27 protein-coding genes are annotated in these 22,481 nt (G+C 57.1%); 21 read left to right on the top strand and 6 right to left on the bottom strand.

All coding sequences use genetic code 11. The features are described 5' to 3' along the window. Positions 1 to 62 precede the first annotated feature (62 nt). Positions 63 to 965: a transcriptional regulator GcvA gene (locus QRN46_RS14275; RefSeq protein ID WP_201818237.1), complete on the bottom strand. Its 903-nt coding sequence runs from the start codon at positions 963 to 965 to the stop codon at positions 63 to 65. Positions 966 to 1,073: 108 nt separating this feature from the next. Here QRN46_RS14275 and gstA point away from each other — a divergent pair, with 108 nt between their 5' ends. The 3 genes from gstA to QRN46_RS14260 all read left to right on the top strand — a co-directional run bounded on the left by gstA (position 1,074) and on the right by QRN46_RS14260 (position 3,105). After that, positions 1,074 to 1,688 carry a glutathione transferase GstA gene (gene gstA / locus QRN46_RS14270; protein ID WP_011333864.1) on the top strand — a complete coding sequence of 205 codons (615 nt, stop codon included), beginning with the start codon at positions 1,074 to 1,076 and terminating at the stop codon, positions 1,686 to 1,688. A gap of 152 nt (positions 1,689 to 1,840) precedes the next feature. Further along, positions 1,841 to 2,437 carry a paraquat-inducible protein A gene (locus QRN46_RS14265; RefSeq protein ID WP_011333863.1) on the top strand — a complete coding sequence of 199 codons (597 nt, stop codon included), beginning with the start codon at positions 1,841 to 1,843 and terminating at the stop codon, positions 2,435 to 2,437. Next, the gene (locus QRN46_RS14260) at positions 2,434 to 3,105 is read left to right on the top strand and encodes a paraquat-inducible protein A (RefSeq protein WP_011333862.1); all 672 of its coding nucleotides are present in this window, start codon (positions 2,434 to 2,436) and stop codon (positions 3,103 to 3,105) included. The genes QRN46_RS14265 and QRN46_RS14260 overlap by 4 nt, the downstream gene beginning before the upstream one ends. Before the next feature lies 1 nt (position 3,106). Here the strand turns inward: QRN46_RS14260 and QRN46_RS14255 are convergent, their stop codons facing one another. Further along, a complete protein-coding gene (locus QRN46_RS14255) occupies positions 3,107 to 3,856 on the bottom strand; it encodes an SDR family NAD(P)-dependent oxidoreductase (RefSeq protein WP_201818234.1) in 750 nt (249 codons plus the stop codon). 164 nt (positions 3,857 to 4,020) lie between these two features. Between QRN46_RS14255 and QRN46_RS14250 the strand changes: the two genes are divergently transcribed. After that, the gene (locus QRN46_RS14250) at positions 4,021 to 4,917 is read left to right on the top strand and encodes a LysR family transcriptional regulator (RefSeq protein ID WP_201818233.1); all 897 of its coding nucleotides are present in this window, start codon (positions 4,021 to 4,023) and stop codon (positions 4,915 to 4,917) included. Between the two features lie 116 nt (positions 4,918 to 5,033). After that, positions 5,034 to 6,026 (top strand): zinc-binding dehydrogenase, encoded by a 993-nt coding sequence (locus tag QRN46_RS14245; protein ID WP_285355355.1) that lies wholly within the window; start codon positions 5,034 to 5,036, stop codon positions 6,024 to 6,026. A gap of 6 nt (positions 6,027 to 6,032) precedes the next feature. Here the strand turns inward: QRN46_RS14245 and QRN46_RS14240 are convergent, their stop codons facing one another. Next, entirely contained in the window at positions 6,033 to 6,959 is a 927-nt protein-coding gene (locus QRN46_RS14240) for a LysR family transcriptional regulator (protein WP_285355354.1), read from the bottom strand. A gap of 101 nt (positions 6,960 to 7,060) precedes the next feature. On the opposite strand from QRN46_RS14240, the gene QRN46_RS14235 reads away from it, so the two are divergent. The 16 genes from QRN46_RS14235 (at position 7,061) to yfcF (ending at position 21,058) form a co-directional block, all read left to right on the top strand. Then, positions 7,061 to 7,900, top strand: a complete 840-nt coding sequence (locus QRN46_RS14235; RefSeq protein ID WP_285355353.1) for a type 1 glutamine amidotransferase domain-containing protein — start codon at positions 7,061 to 7,063, stop codon at positions 7,898 to 7,900. Positions 7,901 to 8,009: 109 nt separating this feature from the next. Continuing rightward, positions 8,010 to 8,861 carry a putative selenate ABC transporter substrate-binding protein gene (locus QRN46_RS14230; RefSeq protein WP_007955223.1) on the top strand — a complete coding sequence of 284 codons (852 nt, stop codon included), beginning with the start codon at positions 8,010 to 8,012 and terminating at the stop codon, positions 8,859 to 8,861. Further along, on the top strand, positions 8,858 to 9,655 hold the full coding sequence (locus QRN46_RS14225) for a phosphonate ABC transporter ATP-binding protein (protein ID WP_285355352.1): 798 nt from the start codon (positions 8,858 to 8,860) through the stop codon (positions 9,653 to 9,655). Before QRN46_RS14230 ends, QRN46_RS14225 begins: the two co-directional genes overlap by 4 nt. Further along, positions 9,649 to 10,476 carry a PhnE/PtxC family ABC transporter permease gene (locus QRN46_RS14220; RefSeq protein WP_085747402.1) on the top strand — a complete coding sequence of 276 codons (828 nt, stop codon included), beginning with the start codon at positions 9,649 to 9,651 and terminating at the stop codon, positions 10,474 to 10,476. The genes QRN46_RS14225 and QRN46_RS14220 overlap by 7 nt, the downstream gene beginning before the upstream one ends. After that, positions 10,473 to 11,240, top strand: a complete 768-nt coding sequence (phnE, locus tag QRN46_RS14215; RefSeq protein WP_282473882.1) for a phosphonate ABC transporter, permease protein PhnE — start codon at positions 10,473 to 10,475, stop codon at positions 11,238 to 11,240. The genes QRN46_RS14220 and phnE overlap by 4 nt, the downstream gene beginning before the upstream one ends. 84 nt (positions 11,241 to 11,324) lie before the next feature. Then, positions 11,325 to 12,671 (top strand): antiviral reverse transcriptase Drt3a, encoded by a 1,347-nt coding sequence (gene drt3a, locus QRN46_RS14210; RefSeq protein WP_285355351.1) that lies wholly within the window; start codon positions 11,325 to 11,327, stop codon positions 12,669 to 12,671. Then, on the top strand, positions 12,664 to 14,712 hold the full coding sequence (drt3b, locus tag QRN46_RS14205) for an antiviral reverse transcriptase Drt3b (protein ID WP_285355349.1): 2,049 nt from the start codon (positions 12,664 to 12,666) through the stop codon (positions 14,710 to 14,712). Before drt3a ends, drt3b begins: the two co-directional genes overlap by 8 nt. A gap of 409 nt (positions 14,713 to 15,121) precedes the next feature. Continuing rightward, complete coding sequence (locus QRN46_RS14200; protein ID WP_011333849.1) at positions 15,122 to 15,340, top strand: hypothetical protein; 219 nt, start codon at positions 15,122 to 15,124, stop codon at positions 15,338 to 15,340. 221 nt (positions 15,341 to 15,561) lie between these two features. Then, positions 15,562 to 15,918, top strand: coding sequence for a DUF7079 family protein (locus QRN46_RS14195; protein ID WP_285355344.1), 357 nt, complete (start codon positions 15,562 to 15,564; stop codon positions 15,916 to 15,918). 356 nt (positions 15,919 to 16,274) lie between these two features. Continuing rightward, entirely contained in the window at positions 16,275 to 16,634 is a 360-nt protein-coding gene (locus tag QRN46_RS14190; RefSeq protein WP_039773181.1) for a DUF6124 family protein, read from the top strand. A gap of 308 nt (positions 16,635 to 16,942) precedes the next feature. Beyond that, positions 16,943 to 17,917 carry a quinone oxidoreductase family protein gene (locus tag QRN46_RS14185; protein ID WP_285355341.1) on the top strand — a complete coding sequence of 325 codons (975 nt, stop codon included), beginning with the start codon at positions 16,943 to 16,945 and terminating at the stop codon, positions 17,915 to 17,917. A gap of 36 nt (positions 17,918 to 17,953) precedes the next feature. After that, positions 17,954 to 18,883: a LysR family transcriptional regulator gene (locus QRN46_RS14180; RefSeq protein ID WP_285355339.1), complete on the top strand. Its 930-nt coding sequence runs from the start codon at positions 17,954 to 17,956 to the stop codon at positions 18,881 to 18,883. A 143-nt stretch (positions 18,884 to 19,026) separates the two neighbouring features. Next, on the top strand, positions 19,027 to 19,386 hold the full coding sequence (locus tag QRN46_RS14175; protein ID WP_221614989.1) for a c-type cytochrome: 360 nt from the start codon (positions 19,027 to 19,029) through the stop codon (positions 19,384 to 19,386). A 73-nt stretch (positions 19,387 to 19,459) separates the two neighbouring features. Continuing rightward, on the top strand, positions 19,460 to 19,861 hold the full coding sequence (locus QRN46_RS14170) for a GFA family protein (protein ID WP_221614853.1): 402 nt from the start codon (positions 19,460 to 19,462) through the stop codon (positions 19,859 to 19,861). 107 nt (positions 19,862 to 19,968) lie between these two features. Continuing rightward, a complete protein-coding gene (locus QRN46_RS14165) occupies positions 19,969 to 20,262 on the top strand; it encodes a hypothetical protein (RefSeq protein ID WP_201818207.1) in 294 nt (97 codons plus the stop codon). Positions 20,263 to 20,425: 163 nt separating this feature from the next. After that, positions 20,426 to 21,058: a glutathione transferase gene (yfcF, locus tag QRN46_RS14160; RefSeq protein WP_221614854.1), complete on the top strand. Its 633-nt coding sequence runs from the start codon at positions 20,426 to 20,428 to the stop codon at positions 21,056 to 21,058. Between the two features lie 115 nt (positions 21,059 to 21,173). Here the strand turns inward: yfcF and QRN46_RS14155 are convergent, their stop codons facing one another. The 3 genes from QRN46_RS14155 to QRN46_RS14145 form a co-directional block, all read right to left on the bottom strand. Continuing rightward, entirely contained in the window at positions 21,174 to 21,671 is a 498-nt protein-coding gene (locus QRN46_RS14155; protein ID WP_207986040.1) for a hypothetical protein, read from the bottom strand. A 74-nt stretch (positions 21,672 to 21,745) separates the two neighbouring features. Beyond that, on the bottom strand, positions 21,746 to 21,943 hold the full coding sequence (locus tag QRN46_RS14150) for a hypothetical protein (RefSeq protein ID WP_285355328.1): 198 nt from the start codon (positions 21,941 to 21,943) through the stop codon (positions 21,746 to 21,748). Positions 21,944 to 21,977: 34 nt separating this feature from the next. Then, entirely contained in the window at positions 21,978 to 22,433 is a 456-nt protein-coding gene (locus QRN46_RS14145; RefSeq protein WP_201818203.1) for a GNAT family N-acetyltransferase, read from the bottom strand. Between the last annotated feature and the right edge of the window lie 48 nt (positions 22,434 to 22,481).

Here is a 22,481-nt window from a genome sequence, read left to right as displayed (position 1 = left end):
GGATGTGTCCTGATGACGGGGTTTGTTACCCGTTTGTGTACGGCGGCGCGATGGATACACGCTTATACAAAGGGTTTGGCCAGCACCTGCGATAGCCAGCCTCTGAACGCCACGATCTTTTTCGATTCGGCCTGATCGTGGGGCGTGACGAGATAGAAGCCGGAAGCGGATTTCAAGCGCAAATCAAACGGCGCCACCAGCCTGCCTGCGCGCAGATCGTCATCGACATAGGTCGAGCGACCGATGCACACGCCCTGCCCGTCAATCGCCGCCTGCACCGCCATCATCGCCAGGTCGAAGGTCAATCGTGGGCCTTTGGCCGTCAGCGGTGGCTGGCCTGCCGCATGCAGCCAGTCGTTCCAGTCATTGGCGGTCACGCCGCTGACTTGCAGCAAAGGGTGATGGGCCAGGTCCGCCGGCGTATTCAACGGCTTGTCGCCGGTCAGCAAGGGCGGGCTGCACACCGGAAAGATCTCGTCGGCCATCAACCAGTCGGCCCGAAGTCCAGGCCAATTCCCGTCGCCGTAGCGGATCGCCGCATCGATGCCGCCCTTGCGAAAGTCCACCCACTCGGTGGAAGCACTGATCCGCACATCAATGTCCGGATGCGCCTCGCGAAATGACGGCAGACGCGGCAACAACCATTTCGACGCCACCGATACCAGGGTGCTGATCGTCAGGACGCTGTTGTTGCTGGATTCCAGCAGCTTTTCAGTCGAGTAGCGCAATTCAAGAAACGCCGAACGAATGCCGGGCAAGTAAGCATTGCCCTCCTCGGTCAACGCCAAACCGTCCTTCAAGCGCATGAACAGACGCACGCCAAGCTCATCCTCGAGGCGACGGATCTGATGGCTGATCGCGGTCTGCGTGACGTTCAGTTCTTCGGCGGCGCGGGTGAAGCTCATATGCCGGGCGGCGCATTCGAAGGCGCGCAATCCGTTAAGCGATGGCAATCGGGGCAGCATATGACCTCTTCAGTCCATGAGATTTTGTCATACGCTAGCACTGCATTTGTCCTTTGCGAAGCGGCGCGGCGATAGCCGATTCTGAGGCTCCATCTGCAAGGAGCCCCCATGAAACTGTACTTCGCCCCCATGACCTGTTCGCTTTCACCGCACATTGTGTTGCGCGAGCTGGAGCTGCCGTTCGAGCTGATCCGGGTCAACAACCAGACCAAGCAAACCGCCGATGGCCAGGACTTTCGCCAGATCAATCCCAAGGGTTACGTGGCCGCGCTGATGCTGGACAACGGTGAAGTGCTGACCGAGGGGCCGGCCATTCTGCAATACCTCGCCGACCTCGTGCCTGGTCATGCGCTGGTCCCGGCCAATGGCACCTGGGAGCGCTCGCGCTTGCAGGAACACCTGAACTTCATCAGTTCGGAAATTCATGGGGGCAGCGCGCCGTTGTTCAGCAGCGAAATCCCGGAAACCACCAAAACGCTCTTCAAACACAAACTGTTCAAGCGTCTGGATTACCTGAACCGCCTCCTCGCCACCCAGCCCTTTCTGATGCAGACGTTCGGTGTAGCGGATGCGTATCTGTTCACGGTGCTGAAATGGTTACCGACGTTCAGGATCGCCATCGAAGACTGGCCAGCGCTGGCGAACTATATGTCGCGCATCGCCGAGCGGCCCAGCGTGCGGGCTGCCATTGCGGAAGAGGACGCCACGCAACCGGTGCTCTGACAAGACCGGAAAACCGCTACCAGAACGGGTTGCTGTTGCCCGCCGGATTGCTGATTTCATCGCCCCACGCGCGTTTCGCAAGGTGACAGTTGTTGAATGCCCCTGCGCTTCTATAGTGAAAGGGTTCAAGTTCTCCTCCCGCCGAGCGCCCCATGGCCAGCACCGATCAACTGATCATCTGCGAGCATTGCGACTGCGTGTACGAAAAAGTCGTGCTGGCCAAACACCAGAAGACCCTCTGCGTGCGTTGCGGCGCCGTGCTCCAGCGCTACAACAACCTGAGCGTGGAGCAACGGCTGGCCCTGAGCTTCACCGCGGCGATGCTGTGGCTGTTCGCCAATTTCTACCCGGTGATGAGCATCAGCATGAAGGGCCTGAAAAACAGCGCGACCCTCTGGGATTCAGTGCTGGCCCTGAGTCAGGGGCCGATCACCTTCATGGCGATGGTCGCGGCAATCTCGATCATCATCGCCCCGGCCTTCCAGTTGGTTCTGTTGATCTGGGTCTTGAGCTTCGCCCTCGCCTCGCGCCGTTCACCGGGGTTCAAGCTGTGCATGCGCTGGCTGGAAACCTTGCGGCCGTGGAGCATGCTCGAAGTGTGTTTGCTTGGCGCAATGGTGGCGGTGTTCAAACTGGCGGGCATGCTCGACGTCATTCCCGGCATCGGCCTGTTTGCCTTGGCCGTGCTCAGCCTGTTGCTGATCCGCATCGCCGGGCGCGACGTGCGTGAACTGTGGGACATCCTATGAAACGGCCACCGACTGCCAGCGAACTCAACCTGTGCCTGTGCCACAGCTGCGGACTGGCCTGCGACATGACCGGCGAACCGCACCAATGCCCGCGCTGCGACGCGCCGCTGCACCGGCGCAAGACCAACTCGCTGACCCGCACCTGGGCCTACATGTTCGCCGCGCTGGCGTTTTACGTGCCGGCCAATCTGCTGCCGGTGATGAACACCACCCTGCTCGGCAGCGGCGCCGACAGCACCATCATGAGCGGCGTGCTGGAGTTCTGGGAACACGGTGCGTGGGACATCGCCGTCATCATCTTCGTCGCCAGCATCGCCGTGCCGGGGGTGAAATTCGTGGCGCTGACCTTGCTGCTGGTCACCGTGCAACGGGACAGCCATTGGGCGCGCAAGGAGCGTTCGAAGCTGTACCGCTTCGTCGAGCTGATCGGCTATTGGTCGATGCTCGATGTGCTGGTGGTCGCGCTGGTGGCGGCGCTGGTGAAATTCCAGGCGCTGGGGGATATCGAGCCGCGCGTAGGGATTCTGTTTTTCGGCCTGGTGGTCGTGTTCACCATGCTCTCGGCCATGAGTTTCGACCCGCGCCTGATCTGGGATAACGCGCCGGACGAAGAAACGGAAGAACCCCGGCACTCGACTGAACAAGTGCCGGGGCATCAAGCGGTTTAAATCAGATCTGCGCAGTACCGCCGTCGACGAACAACTCGATGCCATTGACGAAGCTGCTGTCATCCGAGGCCAAGAACAGCGCGGCCTTGGCAATCTCGCTCGGCTCGCCCAGACGCCCGATCGGCACGATAGACGCCAGTTGATCGAACAGCCCCTGGGTGTGTTCCGCCGGCACCAGCCCTGCCAGCCCTGGCGTGCGCACCGGGCCAGGGCTGATGGCGTTGACGCGGATACGCCGTGGTTTCAGGTCCAGCAACCATGAGCGGGCGAAGTTGCGCACCGCCGCTTTACTCGCGCTGTAGACGCTGAAGTTCTCCGTGCCCTGCACCGACGTGGTCGACGAGGTCAGCAGAATCGAGGCGCCATCGCGCAGTAGCGGCAAGGCCTTCTGCACGGTGAACAGCGTGCCCTTCACGTTGGCGTCGAAAATCCGGTCGAAGTGCTCTTCGGTGATCGAGCCCAGCGGCAGCATGTCCCCGCCGCCGGCGTTGGCGAACAGGATGTCGAGGTGCCCGGCCTTGGCGGAAACCTCGCGGTAGATGCGATCCAGATCCTCCAGCTTCGCCACATCGCCCTGAATGCCGATGGCCCGTGGGCCGATGGCGGCGACCGCTTTGTCCAGTTCGGCCTGACGACGGCCAGTGATGAATACCGTGGCGCCCTGAGCGACGAATTCCTGCGCCGAGGCCAGGCCGATGCCGGTGGTGCCGCCAGTGATCAGTGCGATTTTGCCTTCAAGTCTGTTGCTCATGATGAATCTCCAGTAACCGTTTCGAGGTAGGTGACGGGTCGTAGGTGAGCCGTTGGAAGCGACTTTAGGCCGATGAATTGAATTGAAAAATCCGCAAAATCGGTTTTGTTTGTGCACAGACATGCACAATACTCAACCGCATCTACCCCACCGAGCTCGAACCGATGAATCAGTTAATGGCGATCCGCACCTTCGCCCGCGTCGTGGAAAGCGGTTCGTTCACCAAAGCCGCCGACTCGCTGAACCTGCCGAAAACCACGGTCAGCAAACTGATCGGCCAATTGGAAAACCACCTCGGCGTGCGCCTGCTGCAACGCACCACCCGCCGCCTCACCGTCACCGCAGACGGCGCTTCCTATTACCAATTGACACAACAATTGCTGCATCAACTGGACGACATCGATCAGGGTTTCAGCCAGGCGCAAGGCCTGCCGCGCGGCAAGATTCGCGTGGACATCGGCGGCTCGACCGCGACGATGCTGGTGATCCCCGAACTGCCGAGGTTCTTCGAACGCTATCCGGACATCCAGGTTGATCTGGGCGTCAGCGACCGCCCGGTGGACTTGATCAGCGAGCGTGTCGACTGCGTGATTCGCGGCGGCCAGCTGACCGAACAAACCCTCGCCGTGCGCCGCCTTGGTGAAGTGTCCTGGACCACCTGCGCCACGCCCGAGTATCTGCAACGCCATGGCACCCCGAGCCACCCGCTCGACCTGGCCAGCCATCAGCTGATCGCCTACCGCTCGGCCTCCACCGGGCGCATCCTGCCGTCGAACTTCCAGCGCAACGGCGAACGCCATCAGATCGAAGGCAAAGGCCTGATCAGCGTCAACGAGAGCAACGCGCACCTGGCGGCCGGCCTCGCCGGGCTGGGGATCATCCACACCTTCAGCTACACGGTCAGGACCGCCATCGAACGCGGCGAACTGGTGCCGATCCTCGAGGACTGGCGTCCGCCAGCGTATCCGTTTCATGTGCTGTATCCGCCGAACCGGCATTTGAGCAATCGAGTGCGGGTGTTCATTGATTGGCTGGTGGAGCGGTTTGCGCAGGTCGATTGAGGTGCTGCGGGACCATTGCTGACTTTTACGCAAAACACCTTTGACCCAGGGCCGGTTCTTCTCATGCACGTTGCCACCGATACTGGCGGCCATTGACAGTCATGGGAAATCGCACAATGCAAACCGATTACGCTGCCTGGGCCTGGACGTCCGGCCAAGGGCTGGATGGCCTGACACTGACCCGCAAACCTCTCCGGCAACCCGGCCCCGGGCAAGTGCTGGTGGCCAACCGCGCCATCGCCTTGAACCCGGTGGACTGGAAGATCATCGAGTGGGGCCACTCCGCGTGGCACACCGGCCGTGTGCCGGGTGTCGACGGCATGGGCGTGGTGGTCGCAGCCGGCGCCGGCGTGACACTGCAACCCGGCAGTCGCGTGGCGTATCACCAATCACTGGCGAACGATGGCAGCTTCGCCGAGTACTGCCTGCTCGACGCCGCCACCGTGCTGTCGGTGCCCGCCGCGCTCGATGATGCCGCGGCGGCGTCACTGCCCTGCCCCGGTTTGACCGCGTGGCAAGCCGTGGAGAAAGTCCCAGCGAATGGCGCGGCCGATGTGCTGGTGATCGGCGCCGGCGGCGCGGTCGGCCTGCTGCTGGTGCAACTGGCGGTACAACGCGGATGGCGGGTCTGGGCGACCGCGTCCGGCGCACATCATGAAAAGCTCAAGGCCCTGGGCGCAGTCGGCGTATTCGATTACCGCGAACCGGACTGGCAAAGCGCACTCGCAGCCAGCCTCGGCGAACGTCGTTTGCATGCCGTGTTCGACACAGTCAGCGGCGCTCACGCGGCGAAAATGGCCGACCTGCTGGGCTACAACGGCCATCTGGTGTGCATTCAGGATCGTCAGGAAAGCGCGCCCCTGCCGGCGTTCACCACCGCGATTTCGCTGCATGAAGTGGCATTGAACAGCTTCCACGTCCACGCCAGCCTGCACGATCGCCAGACCTTGCGCCGCAACGGCGAGCAGTTGCTGCAAGCGCTGCTCGACGGCAGCCTGATCGGCCCGGCGCTGCAGATGTTCAACTTCGATGAATTGCCCCAGGCCTTGCGCGCCCTGAAGGACGGCGCGGGTGGCGGGAAATGGGTGACGCGTCTGCCCGCCGTTTGAATCGCGTCAGTCGAGGCCTTCCCCAGTGCCTTGACTGACCTCTCGGGTCAGACAATCAATCAGCGCCCGCGCCGAAGCCGACAGCTGCCGGTGCGGCGGATAGATCACCGAGAACGGTCGGGAGCGCCCGCCCGACTGTTCAAGCAGCCGCACCAGTCGCCCTCTTTCGATCCGTTCGCGGACAATGAAGTCATAGGTCTGGCAGATGCCCAGCCCCTGCTCCGCCAGCGACACAATCCCCAGCACATCGTCGGACACCTGAATATTGGCGCTGGGCAGCCATTCGCGGTCTTCGCCCTGCTCACGGAACAGCCACGGCCCGACGCGCCCGGTGCTGGGCATCACGAACGGCAGGCACGCATGCCGCTGCAAATCGTCGACGCGCTGCGGTGTTCCGGCCCGTCGCAGATAATCCGGCGCGGCCACCACACACAAACGCGCGTCCTCCAGCTTGCGACCGATCAGCCCGCTGTCCGGCAACGCGCCCAGCCGAATAGCCAGGTCGAACCCTTCGGCCACCAGATCGACGTTGCGATTGCTGATGCTCAACTCAACGCGCACTTGCGGATGCTGCCGGGTGAAACGGGCGAGCATCGCCGGCAAACGATAGTGGCCGTAAGTGGTCGGCACGCTGAGGCGCACGCGGCCGCTGAGTTCGCCGTCCTGTCCCTGAATCGTGCGCTCGGCGTCGTCGATCAGGCCGAATGCCGCCCGGGATTGCTCCAGATACAACACACCGGCATCGGTCAGGCTCAAACGCCGCGTGGTGCGCCGCAGCAACTGCACACCCAGGCGCGCCTCCAGCCGCGAAATCGCCCGGCTGACCACCGACGGCGTGGTTGCGAGAAACACTGCACCGGCGCTCAGCGAACCCTTCTCCACCACCGTGACGAACACTTCGACGTCGGCCAGATAATCGAATCGGCGACTCATCTTGATCTCCAGAGAACAAATGCTTTGCTGTGGCGCGAGTTTATCGCCGCCATGAGCATCAATACAGTGAGCCGCACTTTCCTTCATCTTCTGGAATCGCCATGCGCTCAATTACACGTCTTGCTTTCGCCTTGTCTCTCTCCGTTGCCGCGTTGAACGCCCAGGCGGCCAATGTGCTGGTGGTGCTGTCGGACTCCGATCATCTCGATCTGAAGGACGACAAGGTCTTCAACACCGGTTTCTACCTCAACGAACTGATGCAACCGGTCAAGTTGCTGCTCGATGCCGGCCACACCGTGACCTTCGCCACCCCGACCGGCAAGGCGCCGACGCTGGATCGCTCCTCCGACGACAAGATGTATTTCAACAATGACGTGGCAGCCTTGCAGACCCACAAGGCGCTGCTGGAACAACTGAAGATCACCTCGCCCGGTGAATCGCCGGTCATCAGCCTGTCGCGGGTCGAGCAAGTCGGCTACGAGCATTTCGATGCCGTCTACATTCCGGGTGGCCACGCACCGATGCAGGATCTGCTGCACAGCCAGGCGCTGGGCAAACTGCTGAACAACTTCCATCGAACAGGCAAAACCACAGCGCTGGTGTGCCACGGCCCGATTGCACTGCTGTCGACCCTGACGGATCCGACCGCATTCACCCGCCGACTGGAAACCGGCAAAGCCGCGACGGCAAACAACTGGACGTATGCCGGCTATAAGTTCACGGTCATCAGCAATCAGGAAGAAGAAATCGCCAAAGGCCTGTTGAACGGCGGCGCGATGAAGTTCTATCCGCAGACGGCACTGGAAAAGGCTGGCGGTGTTTTCAGCAGTAACACGGCGCCGTGGGCCAGCCACGTAGTGGTTGATCGCGAACTGGTCACCGGACAGAACCCGGCGTCGGCCCTGGCCGTGGGCAAGACCCTCGTTGACCGCTTGAAGTGATCTCGGCGCCCTCGCACTTTCACCGTTTCGTCTAACCTGACGTTGCACCCGACGATGATTGCCCATCGACGGGTGCATCGACCTTGATGCCCACGAAACGGAGAATTCCATGCTCAAGCGAACCCTGGCACTGACCGCTGGTTTGGCCCTGTCCCTGTCCGCCGTGCTGGCGCAAGCCGCGGAGGTGTTGAAGGTCAGCGCGATTCCCGATGAAGCCCCGACCGAGCTGCTGCGCAAGTTCGAGCCGCTGGGCAAGTACCTGCAACAGCAATTGGGCATGGACGTGCAGTTCGTTCCCGTGGCGGATTACCCGGCGGTGGTTGAAGCGCTGGCCACTGACCGCCTCGATCTGGCGTGGCTCGGCGGTTTCACCTTCGTTCAGGCGCGGCTGAAAACCGGCAACGCCATTCCGCTGGTGCAGCGTGAGCAAGATGCGCAGTTCACCAGCAAATTCATCACCGCCGACCCGAACGTCAAAAGCCTTGCCGACCTCAAGGGCAAGACCTTCGCCTTTGGCTCCGTGTCATCCACCTCCGGCAGTCTGATGCCGCGCTATTTCATGCTCAAGGACGGCATCAAACCGGAAAGCTATTTCAGCCGCGTCGGCTACTCCGGCGCCCACGACGCCACCGTCGCCTGGGTGCAGGCCGGCAAGGTCGACGCCGGCGTGCTGAACGCCAGCGTCTGGCAGAAACTGGTGGACGCCGGCAAGGTCGACACCAACAAGGTCAAGGTTTTCGCCACCACCCCGGCCTACTTCGATTACAACTGGACCGTGCGCGGCACCCTCGACCCGGCTCTGGCGGCGAAGATCAAAAAAGCCTTCCTTGACCTCGACCCGGCCAACCCCGAGCACAAGAAAATCCTCGACCTGCAAGCCGCCAGCCGTTTCATCGAAACCAGCCCGGACAATTACAAAGGCATCGAGGAAGCCGCCCGCGCCGCCGACTTGCTGAAATGACGCTGCGCCTCAAACAGGCTTTTCTGCACCACACCAATGGCGTGGAGGCCTTGCGCGGCGTGGATTTACAGATCGAGGCCGGCGAGCAGGTGGCGATCATCGGCCCGTCCGGTGCCGGCAAATCCAGCCTGCTGAATATGCTGGCGACCGCCATTCGGCCCAGCAGCGGCGACATCGAAGTGCTGGGCGAGCGCGCCTGGCACTTGTCCGCCCGCCAACGGCAACGCCTGCGTGCGCGCATCGGTCTGGTGCATCAGGCGCCGCCGCTGCCGCCCCGGCAACGAGTGGTGACGGCGGTGCTGGCCGGCAAACTCGGCCAATGGAGCCTGGGCAAAAGCCTGATCAACCTGCTGCATCCGCTCGACGTGCCCGGCGCCCGCGCCGCCCTGGCAAAACTGGATCTGGCCGACAAACTCTTCAGCCAATGCCAGCAACTGTCCGGTGGGCAATTGCAGCGGGTCGGCATTGCCCGCGTGCTGTATCAGGCGCCGGAGGTGTTGCTGGCGGATGAGCCGGTCTCGGCGATGGACCCGGTGCTGGCCGGGCACACGCTGTCGATCCTGTCGCGCCATGCCCGCGAGCACAACGTCACGCTGGTGGCGAGCCTGCACGCGGTGGAACTGGCGCTGGCGCACTTCCCGCGCATAGTCGGTCTGCGCGAGGGGCAAATCCTGTTCGACTGCCCGTCCGCGCAAGTCAGCCGCGACATGCTCGACACCCTCTACGCCAACGAACAACTGCAATCCCCGGCGCCCGCCGTCACCCCACTGATTGTGCAGATTCCGCGATGCTGAGCGCCGACACCCGCGACCCCGCCGCGCTGCCACGGTTGCTGCTGACCGGGCTGGCGATTGCCTTGCTGTGGCCCGGCATCCAGCTCAGTGAGCTGGATCTGGGCGTGCTGTTTCACGCCGACAGCCAGAGTGAAATGGGCCGCTTCGTGTCGATGTTCTGGCCACCGGCCCATGACCGCGAGTTTCTGCAATTACTCCTCAAAGCCACCCTGCAAACCCTGGCCATCGCCACCGCCGGCATGGCCCTGGCGCTGCTGTTGGCCGTGCCGGCCAGCCTGCTCGCCAGCCGCGCCCTGTCGCTGACCGCCGCCTCCCGCAGCGGCCGCCCGAGCCTGTTGGGCCGCCTGCTGCGCTGGCCGGTGCGCGGGCTGCTGATCTTCCTGCGCAGCGTGCCGGAAATTGTCTGGGCGCTGCTGTTCGTGCGCGCCGTCGGCCTCGGCCCGGCGGCGGGCGTGCTGGCCATCGCCATCACCTACAGCGGCATGCTCGGCAAGGTCTACGCCGAAATCTACGAATCCACCGACCAACGCCCGGCCCACGCCCTGCTCCAGGCCGGCAGCGGCCGCCTCGCCAGCTTCGCCTACGGCGTACTGCCCAACGTCGCGGCGGAACTGCTCTCCTACACCGTCTACCGCTGGGAATGCGCCATCCGCGCCTCAGTGGTCATGGGCTTCGTCGGCGCCGGCGGCCTCGGCCAACAGATCGACCTGTCGATCCGCATGTTCGCCGGCGGCGAAGTCGCCAGCATGCTCCTGACCTTCCTCCTCCTCGTCCTCGGCGCCGACCAACTCAGCCGCCTGCTGCGCTGGAGGCTGGCATGAAACGCCTGATCAATTCGGTGCTGATACTCGCCATTGTCGCGGCCGTCATTGCCTCATTTGCCTACCTGGGCCTTGATCTTGAAGAACTCGGCAGCGCTACCAGCCTGAAACAGATGGGCCTGTATGTGGCGCGCTTCCTCAGCCCGGACCTTAGCGCTGACTACCTAAGCGCCATCCTGCGCGGATCGATGGAAACCCTCGCCATGTCCGCACTCGGCACCCTGCTCGCCGCTGTGCTGGGCCTGTTATTGGCGCTCCCCGCCGCTGGCCGCTTTGGCTGGTTTTTTCAGAGTGCCGCGCGCCTGCTGCTCAATGCCCTGCGCGCGATTCCTGAATTGGTGTGGGCTGCGTTGATGGTGCTTGCGGCTGGCCTTGGGCCGAATGCCGGGACACTTGCGCTGGCCCTGCACACCACGGGCGTGTTGGGGCGGTTGTTTGCTGAAGCGCTGGAGAACACACCGCCGGAACCGGCGGATGCGATCCGGTTGCAAGGGGGGAATCCGGTTTTGGCATTCTGCTACGGCACGCTGCCGAATTTGGCGCCGCAGTTGCTGGCGTACTGTTTGTATCGGTGGGAGAACAATATTCGGATGGCCAGCGTGCTGGGGTTTGTCGGGGCTGGGGGGTTGGGGCAGATGTTGTATGTGAGCTTGAGTTTGTTTCAGGAGGCGCAGGCGGGGACGGTGATATTGGCTATGCTGATTTTGGTGTGGGGGGTGGATTGGTTGAGTGGTTGGGGTCGGGGGCGGTGGGTTAAGGCTTAGGTTTGGCAGGCTCCTTATTTTCTCTTCTCCTTTTTTAGATCGCCTCGAGGCAGGGTGAACAATTTATGGAAGGTTCAATTTAGTATGGATCAAGCCCTATCAATCAAAAATCTTAACGAACTACTCAAGCACGATAGAGAAAAAGGGGGCAATCTTGAAGAACGACATATCCCAGAAGCGTTTAAAATAAGAGTAAAACTTTATAAGCTAAACAAACTTTGGTCACTTTCTCGCTACCATTTACGCACAGGAAAAATAACCTCCACTTTTTATGAAAAGCGCGTTACACGTCTGACTTTTGTCATGGACAAGCGCAAAGCTCAGCATACGCGCTTAATTGACGGCGAGTTAGAAGTAATCTCCAAGAGAATAAGCAGCAAGGAATTCAGACTAAACGTGACACTTTTACCTGCATTAATTGGTGGGAAAAGAGTTTATGGTGTTGGCAACAATTTAGATCAAGCCCTCGCAGTCAGGTTCATTCAAAAAACGTTAAAAGTCTTAAACGAAATTCGCATGCCATCACGCGACACACTTGTGAGTCAAATAAAATCACTAGCCTTGGATGGCGTACCAAAATACATTATCAGGTCAGATGTAGAGTCTTTCTACGAGTCGGTCCGACATAAGGAACTGCTAGATGGAATCCATCGATCTCCGGAACTATCAGTATTAATCAAGAGAATACTTACGCGACTTATGAAAGATTACGCTACTGCTTCCGGCGAGACCAATGGTTTACCTCGTGGAATTGGAATCAGCGCATATCTATCTGAAATATATTTATCGAGCATAGATGAAAAAATCAGACGACAAGATGATTTATTCTACTACGCCAGATACGTAGATGACATGGTATTAATGTACGCTCCTCAGCGAAAGGAGCTGGCAACAAAGTATCTATCTACGTTAAGCGAAATACTTCACGACAAGGGATTAAAATTCAACAACAAGACCAAAGCAATTGATCTGCTTGAGGAGCAAAAGGGGAAATTTGACTATCTTGGATATACCTTTGATGTTTCTAACAGCTCTCGAGGCGTTCGATTAAGCGAAAGGAAATTTGAGAAATACAAGTCCCGTATTGATAAGGCCTTCACCGACTATTCGTCAAAATGCTCATTTATACCTAAAAAATCGGCGGAGGAATTGATTCTAAGATGTCTTTTCTTAACCGGGAACATGCGACTATTTAATAGAAAAAGTAACGCTTTCATTGGAATCTACTTTAGCAACAAGCATATAACAGATACGAAGCAACTATCGGGGTTGGACAATTTCTACCGGAGCAAACTCAGAAGCATCACTAACCCCTCACTCACTAGAAAGCTTTCGAAGCTATCCTTTGAAAAAGGCTTCAAGGAGAAACTATTTAGAAATTTTGACTCCAAACAACTTTCAGAGCTTTCACGAGGATGGAAACATGTCTAAAAAGAAAGCTTTGTCTATAAACTTCCCCATAGAGAGAGTCGTATTATCCGATGTGCTCCCATATGAGGTTCCAATAGTCTTTTCAAATAGATACTTTTACAGATTCTTATGTGATCACTCCATAAAATTCACCACCAATAAGATCTTTTGGAACTATCACGACGAAGTGCTAGACAACCTTGTCAAAATGGTATTTGGCATTCAGCCCTCAAAACCTGTTAGGCACGTAACTGAAGGCCACAGGTCTATTTCCATACTTGACTTGGACAAATCAGACTTCGTACACACTGTTCCCTTTATATTCTCCACCACGCATAAGCAAGATCAGTTACGACAATTGTCACTGATGCATCCCAAGGGGCAACTGCTTGTAGTGGATTTCTACGATCAATTTAAAGACTTGATGATTTACTACACTGGCCAAAGCGAGTTCAGCTTGCGCTCGCCAAGGCGTGTGGCGGGCTGTACTTTTATCGATTTTCGCTCGCAGATAGAACGTCAGGACAAATCTGACACGCTGGTAGAAGTAGACGGAGAAAACTATGAAAACTTGAAATCATTCTTCGTTTATGAGCGATTCAGCAATGTTTTTAAATTTTATGAATCCAGAGAGCACCTCCGCAGCGAGCGTGATTTCAGGAGCCTTACTAAGTTTGATATTTCAGGATGCTTTGATAGCATTTACACACACTCGTTAGCGTGGGCGATATATGGAAAAGACTTTTCCAAACAGAACCTCAGACCCATAATTGGCTCATTTGCAGGAAGTTTTGATTCACTCATGCAGAAGCTAAATCATAACGAAACAAATGGAATCCTTATCGGCCCTGAGGTTTCAAGAATTTTTGCCGAAATAATTCTGCAGGCCGTTGACATTGAAATTTCCGCAAAGTTACTTGAAAAAGGATACATCCATAATTCGGACTTCAAAATCTACCGCTATGTAGACGACTACTTTGTTTTCTACAACAATGATGATGTATGCCACCAAATAAAAATGACACTTCAGGAGAGCTTAAAGCTATATAAACTATCTCTGAACAAAGGAAAAGAAGAGACTCTAACCCGCCCGATAATAACGCCAATCTCTATAGCAAAAAAACGCATATCGGATCTCTTCGACCAAACCCTCGCCTACAAAATCTCACCAACAGTTGAGGAAGGAGAAACACTGCCAAGGGGAGAAATATACATTGGAAGATCTTCGCTAATTACGGACTTCAAGTCCATCCTAGCCACCTCTGGCGTCAACTATGGCGAAATCCTTAACTATTCACTATCAGTTATTGAGCGCAAAATCGGCTCATTGATCGACGACTATCAAAAAATAGAGAAAATCGGCAGCACTGACAAAAGCTTTTCCAAGTCAATGGAATCCCTTTTAGGTTTTGTATTTTTTATCTATGCAGTCTCTCCAAAAGTTAACACCACCATTAAGCTATGCCGCATATGCCAGCGCATTCTTTCATTTTACAAAAACGAGCCAATTGGTTTGAGCTACGGCGCACTGATTTCCCAAATAATATACGAGAGATGCCGAAGCGTAATGGATCACCACTCAGATGGAAACGGCGCAAAAATTGAGATCATGTACCTTTTAGTTCTAATGCGCCAGCTAGGTAGAAACTATCGCATAGATGAAAAAGTACTCGGCTACAGCTTTGGTTTCGAGCTCAAAGATGGCCAATTCCAAGCGAAATCTAATCTAAACTACTTCTCTGTAGTAACCATATTTTTCTACATAGAGAATAAAGCTCGTTACTCACGGCTCAGGACAGCTTTGGAAAAGCATGTATTGGAGAGGTTCCATCAGAAGCAGGACTCGCTGGTAGGTGACTCTGAAATGGTGCATTTGGCGCTCGATCTCATAGCATGCCCATTTGTGAGCGATGATACTAAAAAAATAATTTTGCAACTGTATGGCGTTCCTAAAAATAATTTGCAGAGAATTCAAAGATATAGCAAAAATTGGTTCACCAAATGGGGAGATTTTGATTTTTCTAGAGAGCTAGACGCCAAGGTGAGTCAAGAAGTATATTGAGGTTGATGCTTCACGCACATAGAAGACCGTTTGCGGTCGCACACACCAGCATCATGGCTTGGCTGTTCTATGCACGAAAGCCTCGCCTCGTTGAATCCTCGTGAGTTCTTCGGTCTTGACTCCTTCACTTTCCTAATAGCTTAGGCCTACAAGGAAAGTGAAGGAAGCTCGATTTATCCTTCCAAGTATTGGCTTATTGAACGCCAAATTTATCTTTGAGAGTTTGAAATGTCTGTGGAGAGACGTCGCAGTAATTCCCTTGTTATCGACCATATAAAAAATGGGAAAAATCTATTTTATGAATAACGAGTCCGTCCCGTTCCTTGAAGCATGAAGGCATTGTGATAGCATGCTTGCGCCTCCCCCGGAGAGGGGGAATTTTTCTACATCCCGCAAGGAATATGCCCTCGTGAAAGACTTCGTCATCAGCGTCAACAACACCGTCCTCTATCTCTCCCTGGCATTCATCTGGCTGGTCGCTATCGTCGCGATTTTCACCAGCGGGTTCTTGCCGGCGCTGGGTATTTTCGTGGCCGGCACCCTGTGCTGGTGCATCATTTCCGGCTTCTGGTTCGTCCAGTCGGCGACCTACGAAGAACTGCGCAAGCTGAACGCCAGCAAAAACTGAAACATCGGGGTGGAGCCGTAAGTGCCCCTCCCTACCCTGAGCGCTTGGTTCCAGCCAAGCGCTCTCGCCCACCGCGAATGGCTCGCATAAATCCCGCATTTTCCGAAATTCTGAAAATCCCGCCGTTCCCTTTCTGCCAATAAAGCCCAGTACTATCTTTCAAGAAATATCCCCGCCTCTTGTCCTCATCCACTGAGTGGCGAACTCAAGGAGTTTTGGTTTTGGGACATCTTCTGACTGAGCCTCAGCTGACCGACGTCAGAGCTGCACTCTCCTGGCCTTTCAACGATTTTCCGGTCGAATACGATTATGTAGCGGCGGAGGTCAGAGGCATCGATCCTGACGTGCTCTACGAAATCCTTTATTCAGAGGTCGCGCCGGTGTGCTTCACCAACCTTGTGGCCGCTGTGCCTCCGGTATGGACTGGCTTTGATCCGGACTCGCTCAGGGTAATGATCGAGGAAAGGTTGGCAGCGAGGGAGAACAACTGGTTTCGCAGGCAGTTTGATAAGGCGTTGGTTCGCTGGCTGCAATACAACTACGACTACATCTGGAAGGAGATTTCCTCCAGGCTTTGAGCTCTTAAACATCTCCGTTTAAAGCAACCCGCCGCAACTTCCCCAAGGCTACAACGCCTTGCGTCATTGCCTACGACTACGCCAGAATCCGCCGGCTTGTGTGTCTACACCGCGGGTTTTATCGTTTCCGGGTCACTGAAAAACAGTGATCGGGTTTGGTAGCCCGAGATAAACACAAGATGCAGAGCACACCATCGCGGCGGTCAATCGCCTCGGCTTTATGGTGGCCATGCACAGGGCGTCTTCGGGCGCGCCGGTCTCCTTGTGTCCCGGTCTACCAACCTGCGTATGGCCACCACCCAACGTTTGGTAGCGTGTGGGTGATGGCTCCTGATGACGACACAAGGAGTTTCACCATGATCAAACCAACACCTAACCCACCCGAAACCGACCCCACCTCCCCCTACGAATCCCCAAACTCCAAAAAACTCCACGACGCCGCCGAGCGCGCGCTGGATCACTACCTCTTCCCCGCTGCCGGGATCATGTCGTCCTTGAACGAGCCCGAGCGGATGTATCTGGCCAATCCGAAATTCAACACCGAATGCCTGCTGGCCAATGCCAGCGAAAACCTGGGGGCGGCCAGTGAGATGCTGAGCAATTTCGCGGCCACGCTCGATCCCTCGCATCGCAAGACGGCGATCGGTATTACGCAAATCGTGATGATTGCCGAGCTGGCGGTGAATCAGGCGCTGGATCACGTCGAGGTCGCGTAAGTCGGCGATGGCTGTAGGAGCCGTTCGTGGCGGCTTCTACAGCGCGACTTATTGAGTCTCCCGTTGCAGGAAAAAGCGCGGCTCAAGAGGTTATGGAATGCAAAACAGCCCGGGCCGACACCCTCGTTAACGACGAAGGGCGTCGGCCCGGGCTGTTTGCGTTTCAGTAAAGGGCGTTGAATTCGAACCACGAGGCCTAGATCCAATTGCTGCATTGAATGCACATATGAACTGCATTCAACCCGACTAGTGCTCCAAACGCAGGCCTTTAGACTCTTCCCCACGATCAACATAAGGGAGCGTTCAACATGGTCACCAGCGCCGTCATCCATCAAACCGGTGAGCCTCAAGTCATTCAGCTTGAGCAATCCACCGCGCAAGCACCCGGCCCCGGCGAGGTCTGGCTTGAGCAGTTCGCTATTGGCGTCAACCCGCTCGACTTGAGCCAACGTTCCGGTGCCGCGCCACTGGTGTTGCCTTCTGGGTTGGGGCTTGAGGGTGCCGGGCGGGTTGTGGCGGTGGGAGCCGATGTGACCAACGTGGCCGTCGGCGACCGCGTCGCTTATGCCACGGGCCCTGTCGGCGCTTATGCCAGCGCCCGCCTCTACCCGGCCAATCGGCTGGTGAAGATCCCCGACAGCCTGAGTTTCGAGGACGCGGCGGCGGTGCTGTTCAAGGGCATCACCGCGCAGTATTTGCTCAAGTCCACTTACCCGGTCGGGCCGGGTTCGACGGTGCTGATCTACGGCGCGGCTGGTGCGCTGGGGCAGATCATGGTGCCGTGGGCGAAGCATTTGGGGGCGTTGGTGATCGGTGTGGTGTCCAGCGCCGAGAGTGTCGAGCGGGCTAGGTTGGCGGGTTGTGATGAGGTGTTGGTGTTCGATGCGGCGACGCTGGCCGACGCGGTGGTCGACCTCACCCAGGGCAAGAAAGTGGATGTTGTGTACGACCCGATTGGCCGGGTGTCTTTCGAGGCGTCGTTGAATTGCCTGCGCCCGCGCGGGTTGCTGGTGTCGTTCGGCATGGCGTCGGGGGCGCCGGCGCCGGTCGAGATCAGCACCTTAAATGCCAAGGGCTCGTTGTTCCTGACCCGACCGTCCCTCGCCGCCCACACCGCCACGCCGGAGGAATACCAGCAGCGCGCAAAGGACGTGTTGCAAGCGATTGACGCCGGTATCATCCAGCCCAATGTCGGGCGTCGTTATCCGCTGGCGGACGCCGCCCGGGCCCATGCCGATCTGCACCGGGGCGGTTTGCCGGGGGCTATTGTGCTGGTGCCTTGAGTCTTTTTTCGGGTCATCCACGAGGGTTGTCGTTGCATGGATCTGTTCGATAGCCGTCAGGCCGATGAAGTCGCCACCCTGCTGGCCCTGGCCGAGCACGGCTCGTTTGCAGCGGCGGGCCGGACGTTGCAGCGCCATCCCTCGGTGCTGTCGAAACGGCTCAGCGCGCTGGAGTCGCGGCTGGGGGTGCGGCTGATCGAGCGCACCACCCGGCAATTGCGTTTCACCGATGAGGGGCAGCGGCTGGTGGCGCGGTTCGGGCATGCGGTCAGCCTGATCGCCGAAGCGGAGCAGGATGCGCGCGAGGGTGCCGACGAAGTTCGCGGGCGTTTGCGCATCGCCCTGCCGGCCGCCATGGGGCGGCTGTGGCTGGGGGATATCGTTTCGGCGTTTGCCCTGGCCCATCCGAACGTGGCGCTGGAGGTTGAATATGCCGAGCGCTTTGTCGATATCGTCGCTGAAGGTTTCGACGCAGCGATCCGCATTGGCGAGCTGGCGGACAATCGGCTGGTGGCGAAAAAGCTCTGCGATCACCGCCGAATCCTGTGTGCCGCGCCCTCCTATCTTCAACAGCATGGCGAGCCGAAAACGCCGGCGGATCTTGCCGATCATCATTGCCTGGGGTTTACCGGGTTGCATTCGTATCCCGAATGGCGACTGACCCGTGGCGACGAGAAACACACTCTGAAAATTCGCAGCCGACTGGTCAGCAACGACAACGAAGCGCAGCTGTGTGCCGCGCGCATGGGCGTGGGGATTTTGGCCGGCGGCGACTGGCTGATGACCAAAGACCTGCGCGAGGGGCGCCTGGTGCGGGTGCTGCCCGAGTGGCAACTGGATGCGGACACGGGGGTTTATCTGGTGCGGCCTTCGGCCCGGTTCAACACGGCGACCACTACGGCGTTCAAGGAGTGGATCGAGGGCGCTTTTGCCGAGGGTGCGCCTTGGATGACTCTGCCCCGCTGATTTACCAGCCGCGATGGGATATCGTGCCGGCCTCGGAATCGACGTGCATTCATGGAGGAAAAATGCGGATTTATAGGACAGGGGCTTTTTGCGCGGGCGTGTCCATACCGGGACGCCTGAGATTCAAAACATTCCTCATCGCCATGTCAGGCTTCTTTGCCCTCACCCAAACGGCGCTATCCCTCGCCGATACTGCCAATGGAAAAGCCCTCTACTCCCAGCGATGCGCCGTGTGCCACGGAGCCGACATCAAGGGCACCGGGCCGCTGGCCAGGAAAAGCAATCCGCCAACGCCTGACCTGACCACCGCTGCCTTCAAAAAGCGACTGAGTGATTACCCGGGCGTCATCGTGTCCTCGGTAATACTCCGCCCCAACGGGGATTTGATACCAAAGACCTTGCGGGAGAATGGCGTGAAGATCCCCCCGCACGCCTGGAGCGTTAACGACTTTCGCGACTTGCATCAATATATGAGCGGTGTGATTTCCCATACGAACAAATAAGAATGAGGCAGATCTTTAGTCCGGTAACGGGATAACAGGTCTGCCTCATTTTCACGATCAGGCTGCATCCACCATGACCGATACGTTCCAGGGCAGTTGTCTCTGCCGCGCCATCAAATACGAAATCACCTCGCGCCCCAAAGCGCTTTCGCATTGCCATTGCAGTCAGTGCCGCAAAAGCCATGGGGCTGCATTTGCCAGTTATGGCAGCGTGCCGCGCAAGGATTTGCACCTCATCCAGGGTGCTGAGTACATGACGGCTTACCGCTCTTCTGAATCAGGGCTTCGGCAGTTTTGCAGCCAATGCGGTTCGTCGTTGTTCTGGTCGAAAAGCAAAGGCGATCATGCCGATTGGGTTTCCGTTGCACTGGGGACTTTGGACACCGCTTTTACGGCCGAAAAGCAACGCCATGTCGAGGTCGCGTCCAAGGCGTGCTGGTATGAGATTCGGGATCTGTGGCCGCAATCTCAATGACGGCGATGAATCGAAAGCTCGGTTGAATCTACAAACTAATGACTCCCCCTCTGCGCGCACATAGATCAACTACAGTTTGCTTTACCCATCTCCAAGGATTGTCATCTATGGCTGCGGATCAGGATCGTTTTTCACGCGCGTTCAGCTTTGTTCTTAACAACGGCACCGAACTGTTTCCAGTGCAAATGAAGCGCAGGAGTACCGGAATTGTCGCCTATCGAATTTCTCGTGGGGGGGCTAACGGAAACACGCTGGAGGCAGGCGAGGAAGTTGATGAAGCGACAATGGTTCATAAGGTCCTGGACCTTGGTTTTGCCGTTCGCTGCTCATCGCTGGATGGAAAGACCAAAGGCTTGTACAAATCAAATCAACGAGCTGTACGCGACGTACGTCGAAAATGAATCAAAAATGGGGACAGATCTATTTATCCGGTGGTGAAAAAATAGATCCGTCCCCATTCCTGTGGTACTGCATTCCTGACAGGAATGCCCCCATAAAAAACATGAATTTTATTTAAGGCGCTCAATCTTTTAGCGTGGCCATTCCGCATATGGAGATGACGCTATGAATGACTCAAGCCTGCGCCTTTACGTCGATGCTCAATTCACCAGTCCCTACGCAATGTCGTGCTTTGTGGCCCTTCGAGAAAAGGGAATCGAGTTCGAAATGAGTACCCTGGACCTGGACAAACTGGAGAACCAGGCGAGCGATTACGCCCGTCTTTCGCTGACTCAAAGAGTGCCCACCCTCGTGCAGGGCGACTTTGCGTTGTCGGAGTCATCGGCGATCACGGAATACCTGGAAGATGTGTTCCCCCAGACAGCTGTTTACCCACGGCATCCACAGAAGCGCGCGGCAGCGAGGCAAGTTCAAGCGTGGCTGCGCAGTGATTTACTCCCGATCCGACAGGAGCGCTCTACCCTTGTCGTGTTCTATGGTCAGAAATACGGACCGTTGTCAGCGTCGGCTGAGGCTGCCAAGCAAAAGTTGATTGATGTCGCTCAATGGCTGCTTACCGACAATCCGGACTACCTTTTTGGTGAATGGTCGATCGCCGACGTTGATCTCGCGTTGATGCTGAACCGATTGATACTCAACGGGGACACGGTGCCGGCTCAACTGGAGAATTACGCTCAACGCCAATGGCAGCGCCCGACCGTACAAGAGTGGATCAAGCTGCAACGACCTCTAATGTAACGATCCCCATTTTTTGAGTCTTCAGTGTTCACTAGCTGCCGGGAGCCCCCGGCAGCAAATCTGAAAATAAAACTGCCCCCATTTAAATGAAGCCGGACAACAGCCTCCTTCTGCTTCAGCCCGCCTTTTTGTCGGAGCCTTTTATGTTCTCGATCAGGTCAACGACATAGTCTTGATTGAAGCCCGCCACAAATGACCAGAACAGCAACTTGGCATAGGCTGCATACCCCTCCGCGTGTTGGCAAAAGATATCGTTGAAGATTTGCCTCAAACACTGCGGATCGTCGTCTGGAACGATCACCGGAAACAGGTCGCCCTTGATAACGCCGGAAAGGAACAAAAGATAAAGGAGCCCCGCCAAAATCCCGCCTATGAATGAAGGCAGGATCAAGGCGAACCATGATCTGGAGAGGTTTTCGATTTCCGGATCAGTGAGTATCGACAGTCGCCTGTGAAACCCAACGTAGCCCCCGATATTCCCGGCGATACAAACGATAAAGGGCACTTTGTAGTCGGGCAGACTGTAGGTGACGATAATCGCCAGCACCAACAGAGCTATGAAAATCCAGAATATCCGCTTCCAGATGATGTTCAGGTCTTCCTGACGATTCATGATCAGCTCCCTGATCTTGACCCTGTGATGATTTTTTAGACGATAGACGAATCCTGACTCAGGATCAGCGGCTTTTACCCGCTGCGAGACAGGATGAGCAAAGCGATGAATGCCACGAACGGTGCCAACAGCATCACCCCACCGACGGCGACTGCCCAACCCCAGGCAAAACCACGTTCACCCTTGAATTGGCCGCCACTCAGCAAGCCAAGCCCGCAGACCCCGATTCGATGAGCCAAGCGGTTGAGCAAGATATCGAGGATGTAATCCATTCTTTGGCCTCATGCCTCTCTGCACTCTGGAGCGCTACAGCTCCAATGCCTTCGCCATGATGACCGTGCGCTCAGCCCCGTGAAACTCGTCTCGAACCTTTTCAAACCCAAGCGAAGCATAGAAGCCCTCTGCGGTAATTGAAGAAGGCACACGCAGCCGTTCCAGACCTGCATTGATGGCAAGTGATTGAAGCCTCTCCATCAGCTGTCTTCCGATACCCTTTCCTTGATAGCGCGGGTCGACAAACACACTTCGGACAATGTCGTGATCCAGACTCGCGGTTGCAACGATATGACTGCAGGCTGTAGCCACCAGGACTTGACGCTCAGTCAACAGATGAAGAATCGACGGGGGAGAAAAGCTTTGCGCCACTTGCTCGATGATTTCGGCGGAGTAGTCCTGAACGTTCGACTCGCGCAAAGCACTGAGGATCGTTCGACTGATCGCTGGCGCATCTGCATTCGTAGCGTTTCGAATCAGGTAATCCATCAAGGGCCGCTCCTTGCGCGTCTTCACTTGATCGTAGCGAAAAATGGG

The organism is Pseudomonas sp. lyk4-R2A-10 (assembly GCF_030209075.1).
Taxonomy (GTDB): Bacteria; Pseudomonadota; Gammaproteobacteria; order Pseudomonadales; family Pseudomonadaceae; genus Aquipseudomonas; species Aquipseudomonas glycinae.
Note: the sequence above shows the minus strand (reverse complement) of the source record. Positions and strands in the feature narration are given on the sequence as shown.

Coding starts and splice junctions, on each gene's coding strand:
- QRN46_RS14190 (WP_039773181.1), top strand. CDS start 16,275: ATGATCAAACCAACACCTAACCCACCCGAAACCGACCCCACCTCCCCC.
- QRN46_RS14245 (WP_285355355.1), top strand. CDS start 5,034: ATGCAAACCGATTACGCTGCCTGGGCCTGGACGTCCGGCCAAGGGCTG.
- QRN46_RS14175 (WP_221614989.1), top strand. CDS start 19,027: ATGTCAGGCTTCTTTGCCCTCACCCAAACGGCGCTATCCCTCGCCGAT.
- QRN46_RS14275 (WP_201818237.1), bottom strand. CDS start 965: ATGCTGCCCCGATTGCCATCGCTTAACGGATTGCGCGCCTTCGAATGC.
- QRN46_RS14265 (WP_011333863.1), top strand. CDS start 1,841: ATGGCCAGCACCGATCAACTGATCATCTGCGAGCATTGCGACTGCGTG.
- QRN46_RS14255 (WP_201818234.1), bottom strand. CDS start 3,856: ATGAGCAACAGACTTGAAGGCAAAATCGCACTGATCACTGGCGGCACC.
- gstA (WP_011333864.1), top strand. CDS start 1,074: ATGAAACTGTACTTCGCCCCCATGACCTGTTCGCTTTCACCGCACATT.
- QRN46_RS14225 (WP_285355352.1), top strand. CDS start 8,858: ATGACGCTGCGCCTCAAACAGGCTTTTCTGCACCACACCAATGGCGTG.
- QRN46_RS14250 (WP_201818233.1), top strand. CDS start 4,021: ATGAATCAGTTAATGGCGATCCGCACCTTCGCCCGCGTCGTGGAAAGC.
- QRN46_RS14145 (WP_201818203.1), bottom strand. CDS start 22,433: ATGGATTACCTGATTCGAAACGCTACGAATGCAGATGCGCCAGCGATC.
- QRN46_RS14260 (WP_011333862.1), top strand. CDS start 2,434: ATGAAACGGCCACCGACTGCCAGCGAACTCAACCTGTGCCTGTGCCAC.
- QRN46_RS14165 (WP_201818207.1), top strand. CDS start 19,969: ATGGCTGCGGATCAGGATCGTTTTTCACGCGCGTTCAGCTTTGTTCTT.
- QRN46_RS14240 (WP_285355354.1), bottom strand. CDS start 6,959: ATGAGTCGCCGATTCGATTATCTGGCCGACGTCGAAGTGTTCGTCACG.
- drt3a (WP_285355351.1), top strand. CDS start 11,325: ATGGATCAAGCCCTATCAATCAAAAATCTTAACGAACTACTCAAGCAC.
- QRN46_RS14220 (WP_085747402.1), top strand. CDS start 9,649: ATGCTGAGCGCCGACACCCGCGACCCCGCCGCGCTGCCACGGTTGCTG.
- phnE (WP_282473882.1), top strand. CDS start 10,473: ATGAAACGCCTGATCAATTCGGTGCTGATACTCGCCATTGTCGCGGCC.
- yfcF (WP_221614854.1), top strand. CDS start 20,426: ATGAATGACTCAAGCCTGCGCCTTTACGTCGATGCTCAATTCACCAGT.
- QRN46_RS14150 (WP_285355328.1), bottom strand. CDS start 21,943: ATGGATTACATCCTCGATATCTTGCTCAACCGCTTGGCTCATCGAATC.
- QRN46_RS14185 (WP_285355341.1), top strand. CDS start 16,943: ATGGTCACCAGCGCCGTCATCCATCAAACCGGTGAGCCTCAAGTCATT.
- drt3b (WP_285355349.1), top strand. CDS start 12,664: ATGTCTAAAAAGAAAGCTTTGTCTATAAACTTCCCCATAGAGAGAGTC.
- QRN46_RS14180 (WP_285355339.1), top strand. CDS start 17,954: ATGGATCTGTTCGATAGCCGTCAGGCCGATGAAGTCGCCACCCTGCTG.
- QRN46_RS14170 (WP_221614853.1), top strand. CDS start 19,460: ATGACCGATACGTTCCAGGGCAGTTGTCTCTGCCGCGCCATCAAATAC.
- QRN46_RS14155 (WP_207986040.1), bottom strand. CDS start 21,671: ATGAATCGTCAGGAAGACCTGAACATCATCTGGAAGCGGATATTCTGG.
- QRN46_RS14235 (WP_285355353.1), top strand. CDS start 7,061: ATGCGCTCAATTACACGTCTTGCTTTCGCCTTGTCTCTCTCCGTTGCC.
- QRN46_RS14230 (WP_007955223.1), top strand. CDS start 8,010: ATGCTCAAGCGAACCCTGGCACTGACCGCTGGTTTGGCCCTGTCCCTG.